We start from the raw sequence: 13,571 nt of genomic DNA, 5'->3' as shown, positions 1-13,571 counted from the left end.
CCGATGGGCGGAGCGGCACGACAAGGACCGGAGCGGCAGCGGCTCAGATGACGGGGTTCGCCCCGTTGAAGACGAACCACACCGCCAGACCGACGGCGACGCCGGCAAGCAGGATGACGACCGAACCCACGTGCGGCCGGGTGGCCCACTTGCGACGGCCGTCGAGCGCGATCCGACCCGGGCCGGTGAGCACGATCGCCGCCGCCGCGGCAGCGAGGAGCGTCTCGTATTCGATGCCGTCGGGTGCGAAGTACTCGAGGCCCGGCATCGCCGACTGCTTGAGGCACCAGGCGTTGATCATCACGGCGAGCACCGCGGCGCCCGCGAACGGAGTGAGCAGACCCAGGATCAGCAGTGCACCACCCGCCACCTCTCCGACCGCACCTGCAACCGCGAGGGCGCGCGCATGGTCGAAGCCGGCGGCAACCAGGTCGTCCCGATAGCCTGCGAGCCCCGGCCCGTTCCACCACCCGGTCAGCTTCTGGAGCCCGTGGGCGAGGAGGGCGCCGCCGACGGCAAGCCTGAGCACGAGCAGACCGACATCGAGGGTGCCGCGCCCAGAACCCGGCGCGCCCGCGGACGGGGAAGCCGGGGCAACCACGACCGGAGCAGCGACCGTCATCGGCTCCGAGACGATCGGCTCCGAGACGGCGGGTTCCGAGACAGCGGGCTCCGAGACAGCGGGCTCCGAGAAAACCGGCTCCGACACGATCGGCTCGGTGCGCTCGATCACCTCGGTGACCTGGTCCTCCATCCGGACCGGCACGACGACGTCCGGTTCACGACGGAACGCGGGGATCTGCTCCGTCGGCAAACTGCTCACGTCGTCCGCGCCGAGATCGAGGTCGTCGTCGGTGCGTGGAATCGGCCGGACGGACTGAACGGGAAACCGCTCCGTCGGCTGATCGAACGGGCTCGGCGCGGATCCCTGGCCGGTGGACGCTGGGTGCTCTCTCGGCTTGTCGGTCACGAAAGGCAGCCTAAGTCGGATCGTGGTGAGCGACCGGATTGGCGGCTCGGCGCGCCGGTCACACCGGGCGACGTGGCGGCGACGGCCACCCTTTCCGTAACGTCGTGCAGCATGAGGATGGGTGGACCGAGCCTGCGGGGACGGCGCGCGACGACTGCCGCAGTCTGTTCGATCGCCGTGTTCGCGGCCGTGGGGTGCGCGCGCTTCGACGACACCGCGTCCTCCCCGTTCACCCCGGAGCCCACGTTCGGTTCGGGCGCCGAGGTGCAGCCGAAGGAGCCGTCCGCGCCGTCGCCGACTGCTCCTTCGCCGTCCGTGCCCGACGATCCGTGTTTCGACCGCGACCCCAACGTCGTGGCAACGTGCCTCGACAGCACCGGCGGACTCGTGATGCTGCCCGACGGCGGATCGGCCATGGTGACCGAGCGTCGCACCGGACGCATCCTTCTCGTGACACCAGGCGAACCTCCCACCGAGTTCGCCTCGGTACCTGTGGATTCCGGCACCGACGGCGGCTTGCTCGACATCGCGCTCTCTCCCACCTTCAGCGAGGACAGGCTCGTCTACGCGTACATCACGACGGCGGTCGACAACCGCGTCGTGCGCATCGCGCCCGGAGACGTTCCCAAGGATGTGCTCACCGGAATTCCCCGCGGCGATGTGGGCAATGCCGGGGCGCTGGAGTTCTCGCGCCCCGGCGAACTCATGGTCCTCACGGGCGACGCCGGAAATCCCGCCGCCGCTGCCGACCCGGGATCCTTGGCGGGCAAGCTTCTCGGCGTCACGTCATTGGCCGCGACGCCCACGCCGCCCCGGCCTGCGATCGTGCTCTCCGGACTCGGGCGCGCCGGGGGCGTGTGCACCGACGCCGAAGGTGCCGTGTGGGTGGCCGATCGAACGGTGCTCGAGGACCGACTGCAGCGCGTCCGGACGGACGGCACCACCGGCGGTGCCCCGGTGTGGACATGGCCAGACAAGCCCGGGGTCGCCGGGTGCACGGTTGCCGGCGGCGCCGTCGCGATCGCGCTCACCGACGCGCAAGCGGTGGCGGTCCTGACCACCGACCGCGAGACCGGTTCGGTGTCGTCCGCGCCCGCGCTGCTGGCGCAGAAACTCTACGGACGACTCGGCGATGTCACGATCAGTGGCGAGGGCCAGATCTGGGCGTCCACGGTCAACAAGTCCGGCGGCGCACCCGTGTCCACCGACGACCGCGTCGTCAAGCTTCCGCTGCCCTCGGGTGGCGGCGGATTCGACTGACGCTCAGGCGCTCACATCCTCGCGACTCTCCCCCTCGGCCGACGTCTCGCGTTTGACGAGGAATCCGGCAACCATCGGCAGAACCAGCACCGAGATCGCGCCCGCGGCGACGAGGATCGACGCGGTGGCGTTCGACATCTGGCCGGCCTCGACCGCGACGCCGGTGACCGCAACGATGAGCGGTAGTCCGGTGGTGGAGTACAGAGCGATCTGCAGTTGTTCGCGCGTGTCGAAGTTCGAACCGCGGTCGTAGCGCGACGCCACGAACACCGGCAGGCCACGTACGAGTACCAGCAGTCCCAGGAACGCGAGCAGAATCAGCGGTTCCCCGGCGACCGCGGAGACGTCGATCGCCATCCCGGAGGTGACGAAGAAGATCGGGATCAGCAGACCGAAGGCGAGTCCTTCGAGCTTTCCCTCGAGCTGTTCGTTGCCGTCCGGAACCGTCCGCCGCAGAATGAATCCGGCGGCGAAAGCACCCAGGATGATGTCGAGGTCGAACACGGTCGCGACCGCGATCAACGCCACCAGCAGCAGCATCACCAACCGGACGGTGGTCTGTGCGGTGGTGTCCGATCCACGCCGGATCAGCGCCAGCAGATCGGTGCCCTCGCGGAGGATTCGCGCGGGCAGCATAGCCACGATCACGGCGACCGCGGCGAAGGCGGCGAGCACCACGAGCGAGAGCACCGCGCCGCGCGCGCCCAACAGCACGGCCATCGCGATAACGGGCCCGATCTCGCCGATGGCGCCGTGGTTGAGCACCGCGCGACCGACCGGGGTCTCGACGAGACCGCGGTCCTTGAGAATCGGAAGCAGCGTGCCCAGCGCCGTCGATGTCAGGGCGATGGCGACGGCGATCTCGGAGTTGACCAATCCTGCCGCGGCCAGGCCCCCGACGACCGCGAACGCCAGTGTGAGACAGGCCAGCCAGGCCACCAGGGCGCGCCGCCCGCCGCGACCGGTCAGTTCGTCCTTGTCGATCTCGTAGCCGGCGAGGAGGAACAACATGCCGAGGCCCAGTTCGCGCAGCATGTCGATCTCGCTGTCGACGTTCGCGAGATCGAGCACATAGGGGCCGATGACGATCCCGGCCACGAGCAGGAGCACGACCTCTGGAATCAGCTTGCGCCGCAACGATCCCGCAATGAGTGGCGCGATCGCCGCGGCGACTGTGATCCAAAAGAGTGACGTGGCTACGGCAGCGCTCATGCGCCGCTACATTAGCTGCACGCGGCGATAACGAGCTCCTTGACACGCGCCGGATCCGCTTGTCCGCGAGTGGCCTTCATGACGTCGCCGACGATCTTGCCTGCCGCGGCGACCTTGCCGCTGCGGATCTTCTCGGCGATGTCCGGGTTGGCGGCGAGCGCCGCGTCGACGGCCGCCTGCAGCTTGCTGTCGTCGCGCTCGACCACCAGCTCCGGATGCGCGGCGAGGATCTGCTCGGGCTCGCCCTCGCCGTCGAGCACGTAATCGACGACCTGGCGAGCCAGCTTGTTGGTGAGCTTGCCATCGGTGACGAAGGCGATGATCTGGGCGACCTGAGCCGGGCTGATCGGCAGCGCGGTCAGCTCGACACCACGGGTGTTGGCCTGCTGGCTCAGGTAGGCGACCCACCACGAGCGGGCGTCGGACGCGGGTGCGCCGGCCTCGGTGGTCGCGATGACCAACTCGAGTGCGTCGGAGTTCACCAGGTCACGCATCTCCTCGTCGGAGATGCCCCAGGCCTGCTGGATCCGGGCACGGCGGATCCACGGCAGCTCCGGCAGCGTGCCGCGCAGTTCCTCGACCCAGGCGGCGTCGGGCGCGACGGGCTCGAGATCGGGCTCCGGGAAGTAGCGGTAGTCCTCGGCGGTCTCCTTGCGGCGACCCGCGGAGGTGGTGCCGTCGGCCTCCTGGAAATGCCTGGTCTCCTGAACAACTTCGTCACCTCGTGTCAGCACCGCGGCCTGACGGCGCATCTCGTACCGGACGGCCGTCTCGACGCTCTTGAGCGAGTTGACGTTCTTCGTCTCGGTACGCGTGCCGAGCACGTCGGCGCCGATCGGCATGAGCGAGACGTTGGCGTCGCAGCGCAGCGAACCCTGGTCCATGCGGACGTCGGAGACGTCGAGGGCCTTGAGCAGATCGCGCAGCGCGGCGACGTACGCGCGGGCCACCTCGGGGGCGCGCTCGCCGGCGCCGCTGATGGTCTTGGTGACGATCTCGACGAGCGGGACGCCGGCACGGTTGTAGTCGAGCAGCGAATGGCTCGCGCCGTGGATACGTCCGGTGGCGCCGCCGACGTGCAGCGACTTACCGGTGTCCTCCTCCATGTGCGCGCGCTCGATCTCGACGCGCCACGTGGTGCCGTCGTCGAGCACGACGTCGAGGTAGCCCTCGGTCGCGATGGGCTCGTCGTACTGCGAGATCTGGTAGTTCTTCGGCTGATCCGGGTAGAAGTAGTTCTTCCGCGCGAACCGGCCCCACGGCGTGATCGAACAGTTCAGCGCGAGGCCGATGCGGATCGCCGACTCGACGGCCGCCTGGTTGACGACGGGCAGCGCTCCCGGCATGCCGAGGCACACGGGGCACACCTGGGTGTTGGGCTCGGCACCGAACGCAGTGGGGCACGGGCAGAACATCTTGGTGGCGGTGTGCAACTCGACGTGCACTTCCATGCCCAGTACGGGCTCGAACTTCGCGAGGACGGCGTCATAGTCGAGAAGGTCAGCGGACACGGCGGCAGTCATGGCCATGAGTTTATGCGTCTGGTCACCCGAAGAACGCGGCCGCCTCCCGGTAGCGGTCCACCGGCACGGTCTTGAGTTGTTTGGTCGCTTCCGCGAGCGGTACCAATTCGATCTCGGTTCCGTGCAGTGCCACCATCTGCCCGAACTGCCCGCGGTGCGCGGCGTCGGTCGCGTGGACGCCGAACCGGGTGGCGAGGACCCGGTCGTACGGGGTGGGTGTGCCGCCGCGCTGCACGTGGCCGAGCACCGTCGTCCGCACTTCCTTCCCGATCCTGCGTTCGATCTCGACCGCCAATTGCTGCGCGACACCGGTGAAGATCTTGTGCCCGAATTCGTCGATACCGCCCTCGCGCAGCGTCATGGACGACGGATCCGGCGACGCCCCCTCCGCCACGACGCAGATGAAGTGGGAGTCGCCGCGCTGGAAGCGCTTCTTGACGAGCGCACACACCTCGTCCACGTCGAACGGCACCTCCGGAACCAACGTCAGGTGCGCCCCCGACGCCATGCCGGACTGCAGCGCGATCCACCCGGCGTGCCGGCCCATCACCTCGACGAGCATCACCCGCTGGTGCGACTCCGCGGTGGTGTGCAGGCGGTCGATCGCCTCGGTCGCGATCGTGAGAGCCGTATCGAACCCGAACGTGACATCGGTGCAGTCGATGTCGTTGTCGATCGTCTTGGGCACCCCCACCACCGGGACGCCGCTCTCGGCGAGCCAACTACCGGCGGTCAGTGTGCCCTCGCCGCCGATGGGGATGAGGACGTCGATGCCGTTGTCGTCGAGGGTCTGCTTGATGCGGTCGAGACCGTCGTGCAGTTTCTGCGGGTTGACGCGGGCGGTCCCGAGGATCGTGCCGCCGCGGGCGAGGAGTCGGTCGATCCGGTCCTCGTTCCGCATCTGGACCTTGCGGTCCTCGAGCAGTCCGCGCCAGCCGTCCTGAAAGCCGACGACGGTGCTCCCGTATCGGCTGTCCGCGGTGCGCACGACAGCGCGAATCACGGCGTTGAGCCCGGGGCAGTCGCCGCCCCCGGTGAGTATTCCGATGCGCATCACGGCACCTCTCGGCGTTCACGAGCAGAGCGATCCCTGTTCATCTTGCCGCTCTCGCGCCGATCAGGCACGCCAAGTCGATCAACCGGGTGTGACCAGACCCGACTCGTACGCCAGGACGACGGCCTGCGCCCGGTCCCGCAGCGACAGCTTCGACAGCACCTTGCCGACGTGCGTCTTGACGGTCTGTTCCGCAACGAACAGCCGATCGGCGATCTCGACGTTGGACAGACCGGCCGCGATCAGTTCGAGCACCTCCCGCTCGCGGGGTGTGAGCGAGTCGAGCTGTCGGTCACGCCGCCGCGGCGCTGCGCGGCGGCGAGTGACGTCCTCGATCAGGCGTTTGGTCACACTCGGCGCGAGCAGCGCCTCACCGGCAGCGACGACGCGCACAGCCCGGATCAGTTCCTCGGCAGGCGCGTCCTTGAGCAGGAAGCCGCTCGCCCCGATGCCGAGCGCCTCGTACACGTACTCGTCGATGTCGAAGGTCGTGAGCATGAGCACGCGGACCGGCGGTGCCAGTGCAGCCGAAAGGATCTCGCGCGCCGCATCGAGGCCGTTCATCTCCGGCATCCGTACATCCATGAGCACGACATCGGGTCGCAGACGCTTCACCTCGGTGACCGCCAGGCGGCCGTCGGGGGCGTCTCCGATCACGCTGATGTCGGGCTGCGCGCCCAGGAGGGCCCCGAAGCCCTGCCGCACCATCGCCTGGTCGTCCGCAATGAATACCGTGATCGCCACCGCCACAGCCTAGGCGAGCGGCGCGCTGGGGATGTGGGCCCTGACCTCGAATCCGCCGTCACCGAGTGCCCGGACGTCGAGCATGCCGCCCACCGCGGCGGCGCGCTCGCGCATGCCGCCGATGCCGCTGCCGCCCGACGACTCCGACGGCCGCGCAGGACCCGCTGCCGGTCCGTTGTACACGACGATCGAGGTAGCGGACGGTCCGTAGTCGAGCGACACCGTCACCGGTGCGCCCGGACAGTGCCGGGCCGCATTGGACAGCGACTCCTGCAGGATCCGGTACACCGTCAGTCCCGCGATCTCCGACAACGACGACGGATCGCCGGTCACATTCCACGACAACGAGATCCCGGCCCGCCGAGTGTTGTCGAGCAGTTCCTCGATCTGGTCCACGCCCGGCTGAGGTGCCCGTTCGATCGACTCGGCGTCGCTGCGCAACACCCCGAGCAGGCCGCGGATCTCGTTGAGCGCCTCCCGCGCGGTGGCGCCGATCGATTCGAACTCCGCCTTCACCTCGTCGGACACCGAGTCGAGCCGATACGGCGCGCTCTGAGCCTGCACGACGACCATCGACATGTGGTGCGCGACGACGTCGTGCAGGTCGCGCGCGATCCGGGCCTTCTCCTCGAGGACCGCGCGCCGCGCGCGTTCCAGGTCATTGGCCTGTTCCTCGGCGGCCAACTGCCGGCGGGAGAGCACCAGCCAGCGGATCAGCAACCCGAACGCGACCAGCGCGCTCAGCCCGACGGCCCACCCCATCCCGTCATCGCCCGGGGTGTCGGCGAGAAACAGCAGCACCGTCGAGATCCACGCGACGACGACAGTGGGCGTGGCGGCCACCAGGCTCACGGCGAACAGCAACGTCATGATCACGATGATGTGGACGACCTGCCACGGATAGGTGTACCCCGAGTCCGGGACGAGATCGAAGACCCACGGGATCACGAGCGCCGACACCGCCGAGATCGCCCATCCCAGAGCCGGATTGGCCCGGACGAAGATGAAGGGCCACGCGGCGAGGGCGGCGATGATGGGCTGAAGGGGAGGCGACACCTGATGCGTGAGATGCAGCGTCGGCCAGGCCACCGCGTACAGGATCACGGTGACGAGACCGATAAGGACGTTCAGGCCGTGCCCACGCAATCGTGTTGTCGCGTCACGGACCAGGTTGTTGCCACTCACAGGTTCCGACTCTAGGAACTCGCGTCTCGTCGGGCGTCATACCTGAGAGTGAGATCGGTGTGGCTCTGCGGTACCGGCGACACGTCACCAGTCCCGCCGCAGCGCTGCAGACGGTCGGCACTTTCGGGTGATGTCGCAGCGTACGAGCTATTTCTAGCGTCTTCAGGCATGCGAACCAGAATCTGGGCCGGCGCGGTCCTCGCCGCCACCGCGATCGTGACCGCAACCTCGTACGCACCCACGGCAGACGCGAACACCCCGCTGAGGGAGGACGCCGCCGCGGCCCGGGCGGTCACCGCGCTGACAGCACTGACGGCCGAAGACCCGTCGCCGGACGTCGTCCCGGGCGACTTCGCCGCCGTGTTGCCGGGCGACTTCGCCGCCGTGATGGGCTACCGCCCGGCCGCAGTGGACGGGATGCTCGTCAACCCGGACGGATCGTGTTCGTCACCGGTCCCCCTGCCCGCAGAGTTCGATACGGCGTGCAAGGCACACGATTTCGGCTACGACCTGCTGCGGTACGCGCACCTGGGCGGTGGCGACCTGGGGACGTGGGCTCGGACCGAGATCGACGCCCAGCTCGACCGTCGCATGCACGACGCGTGCGACACCCGGATACGGGACCGCGCATCCTGTTTCGTGATGGCCGACACCGCCGCCACGGCCGTCGCGTGGAACTCGCGGCGGCAGAGTTACGGCGCGCCCGTCGACGAACCCTGGATCCGGTACACGCTCGGTGGCGCAGCCGGGGGCGGGGGCGTGCTGCTCGTCGCGTTCGCGATCCGCCGGGTTCGGGCAGGTGCGGCATGAGCGTCCTCACCGCCTCCCGGGCCGCGATCACACACGCGCCCGCCCTCCCCCGCGTCGGCACCACCCTCGCGGTGACCGGAGGCGTCGTCGCGTCACTCGCGCCCTCCCTGTTGCCCCGCGGCCCCGTCACGCAGGGTGTGCTGAGCGGGGTTCTGGTGGCGCTGGGGTGGGGTGCCGTGTCGCTGCTGCGGCGACTTCGACGTTCGGGCGCGGCGGAACGATCCCGGGACGTGCGCGTCGTCGCGCTGCTGATCTCGGCTGTCGCGTTCGTCTGGTGCGTGGAGACCGCGAACCACTGGCAGAACGCGGTGCGAGCCGCGATGGGTGCGCCCGCGATCGGTGCCGGGCACTGGGCCGAGGTCGCGTTCTGGGCAGGCTCGACCTTTCTCGCACTGATCGGACTCACGCGCGGAACCCACAGCATTGCAAGACGTCTCGGCCTGGTGCGGGGCGCCGCGCTGGCGATCGTGGCCGGCACGATCCTGACCGTGGGGGCAATTCCGGCAACCGCTTCGGCTGCATCGCAACACTTCCGGAGCACCAGCGGGCAGATGGACCCGGCGCTCGGATCCGGCGACCCGCAGTCCCTCGTCCCGTGGTCGACCCTCGGCGCGGAGGGCCGCCGGTTCGTCGCCGGCACTTCCGATCCGCGCAGCATCCGCACGTACGTCGGTCTCGGCTCGGCACCGGATGTGACAGCACGGGCACGACTCGCGGTCGCCGAAATGGATCGTGCCGGAGCCTTCGGTCGTTCGCACGTGATCGTCGCCGTCCCCACCGGATCCGGGTGGATCGACGGTGAGGCGGCGCGCGGCCTCGAACGTCGCTTCGACGGTGATGTCGCGATCGTCGGCATGCAGTACTCGTACGCGCCCAGCTGGGCGACGTTCCTGTTCGGACGCGCCGACGCCGAGGAGTCCGCCCGGGCACTGTTCGGCGCGGTTTCCGAGCGGACCGCACGGCTTCCGGTGGAGAACCGGCCGGACCTGCACGTCTACGGGCAGAGCCTCGGCTCGGTCGGCGGCAGCGCGATCTTCGACAACAGCGCCGATCAGCAGACACGCGCGTGCAGTGTCGTCTGGGCCGGCCCGCCGGCCGGTGCGGTCCGCACCGAGGGTGCGACGGTGGTCGCGAACAGTTCCGATCCCGTCGTGTGGTGGTCACCGGGACTGCTGATGCACGAACCCGACCTCGACAACGCACGCATCGACGCACCTGTGCCGCAATGGATTCCCGCGGTCAGCTTCGTCCAGACCGGCGTCGACCTCCTGTTCGCGCTCAATGCCCCGTCCGGGCACGGGCATCGCTACGGCGACGACCAGGGACTGGCGATGCGCGAGTGCGGCTGACTCCGATCCCCGGACACATTCGCGCCACCCGCCTACCGTGGAGGAATGAGTGCATCGGACACGGAAGCTGCGCGGGCGATTCTGCGAGACAACTTCGAACGGATCCGCGAACTCGTGGTCGCGGTCACCGACGGGCTGACCACCGAGATGTCCGACTATCGCCCCGGCCCGCAGGCGAACTCGATCGCATGGCTCGTCTGGCATCTCACCCGCGTCCAGGACGACCACGTGAGCGACGCCGCCGACGTGGAGCAGGCGTGGACGTCACGCGGCTGGCAGGAGCGGTTCGGGTTCCCGTTCCCCACCACCGACATCGGGTACGGGCACGACAGCGCGCAGGTCGGCGAGGTGCACGCCGACGCGCAGTTGCTTGCCGACTACCACGGTGACGTGCACCTGGCGACGCTCGAATACATCGACGAGCTGACCACCGACGAACTCGAACGGATCGTGGACCGGCGGTGGGATCCGCCGGTGACGGTATCGGTCCGGCTGGTGAGCGTCATCGGGGACTGTCTGCAGCACCTGGGCCAGGCCGCGTACGTGCGGGGACTTTACGAGGCGAGCTGATCTCTCGCTTGCCGGTGGCAAACTTCAGCGAGGGACCAGATCCGTCAACAGCCAGACGCCGGAGAACACGACCATGCCGACATCGCGAGCGAGATGCCCTGAAACTTCTCGTACTGTCGAGGGTTCAAGCTGGTTGTGAACGACACATGCATCTCGATTCCGGGACTGTCGGGCAACCTGTTTCGGACTGTCAGCTGCCCCGCAGCCTAGTCGTACCGAACGCGCGACAGCCCGGATCCGAGGTCCGAATCCGGGCTGTCGTGGTGGAGCGGGTTACGCGACGGGCGACGCGATCGGCCCGCGGGCCGCCTCGTAGGCCGCGCCGACGCGGTACAGGCGCTCGTCGGCCAGCGCCGGCGCCATGATCTGCAGGCCGACGGGCAGACCGTCCTCCGCCGAAACACCGGACGGCACCGACATCGCGCAGTGACCGGCCAGGTTGGTCGGCAGCGTGCACAGGTCGGACAGGTACATCGCCAGCGGATCGTCGACCTTCTCGCCGAGCTTCCACGGCGTGAACGGGCTCGTCGGCGAGACCAGGACGTCGACCTTCTCGTACGCGGCGTCGAAGTCGCGGGCGATCAACGTGCGGACCTTGAGCGCCGAACCGTAGTAGGCGTCGTAGTAGCCCGACGACAGTGCGTAGGTGCCGATCATGATGCGGCGCTTGACTTCCTTGCCGAAGCCGGCGGCGCGGGTCGCGGCCATGACCTGCTCGGCGCTCATGTTGCCGTCGTCGACGCGCAGGCCGTAGCGCATCGCATCGAAGCGCGCGAGGTTGGAGGACACCTCACTCGGCAGGATCAGGTAGTACGCGGCGAGCGCGTGCAGGAAGTTGGGGCACGACACCTCGACAACCTCGGCACCGAGCGCCGTCAGCTGCTCGACTGCCGCGTCGAACGAGGCGATGACGCCGGGCTGATAGCTGTCGGAGTGCAGTTCCTTGACGACGCCGACGCGCACGCCCTTCAGGTCGCCGGTGGCGCCCTGGAGGGCCGCCTCGACGACCGGACGGACCGGCTCGTTCACCGACGTCGAGTCACGCGGGTCGTACCCGGCGATGACCTCGTGCAGCAGTGCGGTGTCGAGAACGGTGCGGCCGCACGGGCCGCCCTGATCGAGCGACGACGCGCACGCGACGAGACCGAAGCGCGAGACGGTGCCGTAGGTGGGCTTGGTGCCGACGGTCGCGGTCACCGCGGCCGGCTGACGGATCGAGCCGCCGGTGTCGGTGCCGATCGCGAGCGGCGCCTGGTACGACGCCAGCGCGGCCGCGGAGCCACCGCCCGAGCCGCCCGGGATACGCGTGGTGTCCCACGGGTTCCGGGTGGGGCCGTACGCCGAGTTCTCGGTGGAGGAGCCCATCGCGAACTCGTCCATGTTGGTCTTGCCGAGGATCGGGATGCCCGCGTCGCGCAGCTTGGTGGTGAGCGTCGCGTCGTACGGCGACACCCAGTTCTCGAGAATCTTCGACGCGCACGTGGTCGGCATGTCGGTGGTCGTGAAGACGTCCTTGAGCGCGATCGGCACACCGGCGAGCGCCGACGCCGGCTTCTCACCGGCGGCGATCGAGGAGTCGACCTCCTTGGCGGCGACGAGCGCCTGCTCGCCGGCGACGTGCAGGAACGCGTGCAGCTCACCGTCGACCTGGCCGATCCGATCGAGGTGGGCCTGGGTGGCCTCCACCGACGAGATCTCGCGCGAGTGAATCTTCGATGCCAGGTCGGAGGCGTCGAGACGGGTCAGATCGGTGCTCATTCGCCCTCTCCCAAGATCTGCGGAACGGCGAACCGGTCCTCTTCGACGGCCGGGGCACCGGACAGCGCCTGCTCGGGCGTGAGGCCCGGGACGATGACGTCGGGCCGGGTCACGTTGACGACCGGGTTGGGGTTCGCGGTGGCGGGGACATCATCTGCCGCGACCTCGGACACCGCCTTCACATGGCTGAGAATCGAATCCAGCTGACCGGCGAACTCGTCGAGTTCGGCGTCGGTCAGGGCAAGCCGGGACAGCCGGGCGAGGTGGGCGACCTCGTCACGGGAGATGGCAGGCACCTTCGGTGACCCCTTTCAGGTCGGAGTGAACGTTCCCACCAGCCTAGAGCGTGACCGAGGCGGGCCGTGCAGCCCGTCACCCGAGCAGGCACCGGACCGGGGTGAAATGATGGTGGAGGCGGGGGCTCGCACCGTGTCCCTTCCTCGGTGTCGAAGCCAGGCTTCGATCGATTGGAAAGGCCGCACGTGTCCTACCTGCTGCGCGTCCAGCTGCCCGACCGTCCCGGCAGCCTCGGCGCACTCGCCGTCGCGCTCGGCTCGGTCGGCGCGGACATCCTCTCGCTCGACGTCGTCGAGCGCGGCTCCGGATTCGCCGTCGACGATCTCGTGGTGGACGTCGCGACCGGATCGCTGCCGGACACCCTCATCACCGCAGCCGAACACCTGCCCGACGTCCGGGTCGACTCGATCCGCCCGTACTCCGGCATCCTCGACACCCACCGCGAACTCGAACTCATCGACAACGTCGCGACGGCGCGCTCCGACCGACTGCAGGTGCTGGTCGACGGAGCGCCGCGTGTGCTGCGGGTCGGCTGGTCCACGGTCATGGATCTGGGCCCGCACGGGGCGTTCCGCGTCGTCGGCAGCCCCAGCGCCCCCGAGACGCACGCCGGTGATGCGCCGTGGATGCCGCTCGCGAAGGCGACCGCCCTCGACGGCGAGGCAGAGTGGGTTCCGCAATCGTGGCGTGACATGGACACCGCCCTCGCCGCCGCGCCGCTCGGCAACAGCAGCAAGGTCCTGCTCCTCGGGCGCTCCGGCGGACCCGAGTTCCGGCCGTCGGAGGTTGCGCGACTGGGCTACCTCGCCGGCATCGTCGCGACCGTCCTCGGCTGAGCC

At 69.1% G+C, this 13,571-nt stretch carries 13 protein-coding genes; 5 read left to right on the top strand and 8 right to left on the bottom strand.

Annotated features, from left to right (window positions below):
• Window positions 1-43: 43 nt before the first annotated feature.
• On the bottom strand, window positions 44-970 hold the full coding sequence (locus C8K36_RS04240) for a DoxX family protein (protein WP_107983132.1): 927 nt from the start codon (window positions 968-970) through the stop codon (window positions 44-46).
• A gap of 111 nt (window positions 971-1,081) precedes the next feature.
• Between C8K36_RS04240 and C8K36_RS04235 the strand changes: the two genes are divergently transcribed.
• Window positions 1,082-2,230 carry a PQQ-dependent sugar dehydrogenase gene (locus tag C8K36_RS04235; RefSeq protein WP_107983131.1) on the top strand — a complete coding sequence of 383 codons (1,149 nt, stop codon included), beginning with the start codon at window positions 1,082-1,084 and terminating at the stop codon, window positions 2,228-2,230.
• Between the two features lie 3 nt (window positions 2,231-2,233).
• Here C8K36_RS04235 and C8K36_RS04230 read toward each other — a convergent pair whose 3' ends face one another.
• From C8K36_RS04230 to C8K36_RS04210, 5 genes are all read right to left on the bottom strand, one after another.
• On the bottom strand, window positions 2,234-3,442 hold the full coding sequence (locus tag C8K36_RS04230; protein WP_107983130.1) for a cation:proton antiporter: 1,209 nt from the start codon (window positions 3,440-3,442) through the stop codon (window positions 2,234-2,236).
• Window positions 3,443-3,453: 11 nt separating this feature from the next.
• Window positions 3,454-4,965 carry an Asp-tRNA(Asn)/Glu-tRNA(Gln) amidotransferase subunit GatB gene (gene gatB / locus C8K36_RS04225; RefSeq protein ID WP_107983764.1) on the bottom strand — a complete coding sequence of 504 codons (1,512 nt, stop codon included), beginning with the start codon at window positions 4,963-4,965 and terminating at the stop codon, window positions 3,454-3,456.
• 22 nt (window positions 4,966-4,987) lie between these two features.
• Window positions 4,988-6,019, bottom strand: a complete 1,032-nt coding sequence (locus C8K36_RS04220) for an ATP-dependent 6-phosphofructokinase (RefSeq protein ID WP_107983129.1) — start codon at window positions 6,017-6,019, stop codon at window positions 4,988-4,990.
• A gap of 81 nt (window positions 6,020-6,100) precedes the next feature.
• Window positions 6,101-6,763, bottom strand: a complete 663-nt coding sequence (locus C8K36_RS04215; protein WP_107983763.1) for a response regulator — start codon at window positions 6,761-6,763, stop codon at window positions 6,101-6,103.
• Between the two features lie 9 nt (window positions 6,764-6,772).
• Window positions 6,773-7,948 (bottom strand): sensor histidine kinase, encoded by a 1,176-nt coding sequence (locus C8K36_RS04210; RefSeq protein ID WP_258195021.1) that lies wholly within the window; start codon window positions 7,946-7,948, stop codon window positions 6,773-6,775.
• 168 nt (window positions 7,949-8,116) lie between these two features.
• Between C8K36_RS04210 and C8K36_RS04205 the strand changes: the two genes are divergently transcribed.
• Genes C8K36_RS04205 through C8K36_RS04195 form a run of 3 tightly spaced genes read left to right on the top strand, consistent with a single transcriptional unit; the run spans window position 8,117 to window position 10,677 of the window.
• The gene (locus tag C8K36_RS04205) at window positions 8,117-8,758 is read left to right on the top strand and encodes a hypothetical protein (protein WP_107983128.1); all 642 of its coding nucleotides are present in this window, start codon (window positions 8,117-8,119) and stop codon (window positions 8,756-8,758) included.
• A complete protein-coding gene (locus C8K36_RS04200) occupies window positions 8,755-10,107 on the top strand; it encodes an alpha/beta-hydrolase family protein (RefSeq protein ID WP_107983127.1) in 1,353 nt (450 codons plus the stop codon). Before C8K36_RS04205 ends, C8K36_RS04200 begins: the two co-directional genes overlap by 4 nt.
• A gap of 45 nt (window positions 10,108-10,152) precedes the next feature.
• On the top strand, window positions 10,153-10,677 hold the full coding sequence (locus C8K36_RS04195) for a mycothiol transferase (protein ID WP_107983126.1): 525 nt from the start codon (window positions 10,153-10,155) through the stop codon (window positions 10,675-10,677).
• A gap of 273 nt (window positions 10,678-10,950) precedes the next feature.
• On the opposite strand, the gene gatA is transcribed toward C8K36_RS04195, so the two are convergent.
• Window positions 10,951-12,435 (bottom strand): Asp-tRNA(Asn)/Glu-tRNA(Gln) amidotransferase subunit GatA, encoded by a 1,485-nt coding sequence (gene gatA / locus C8K36_RS04190; RefSeq protein WP_107983125.1) that lies wholly within the window; start codon window positions 12,433-12,435, stop codon window positions 10,951-10,953.
• Entirely contained in the window at window positions 12,432-12,731 is a 300-nt protein-coding gene (gene gatC, locus C8K36_RS04185) for an Asp-tRNA(Asn)/Glu-tRNA(Gln) amidotransferase subunit GatC (protein WP_107983124.1), read from the bottom strand. Before gatC ends, gatA begins: the two co-directional genes overlap by 4 nt.
• A gap of 186 nt (window positions 12,732-12,917) precedes the next feature.
• Here gatC and C8K36_RS04180 point away from each other — a divergent pair, with 186 nt between their 5' ends.
• Window positions 12,918-13,568 carry an amino acid-binding protein gene (locus tag C8K36_RS04180; protein WP_107983123.1) on the top strand — a complete coding sequence of 217 codons (651 nt, stop codon included), beginning with the start codon at window positions 12,918-12,920 and terminating at the stop codon, window positions 13,566-13,568.
• The last annotated feature ends 3 nt before the right edge of the window (window positions 13,569-13,571 follow it).

It is taken from the genome of Rhodococcus sp. OK519, assembly GCF_003051005.1.
In the GTDB taxonomy this organism is placed as follows: domain Bacteria; phylum Actinomycetota; class Actinomycetes; order Mycobacteriales; family Mycobacteriaceae; genus Prescottella.
Note: the sequence above shows the minus strand (reverse complement) of the source record. Positions and strands in the feature narration are given on the sequence as shown.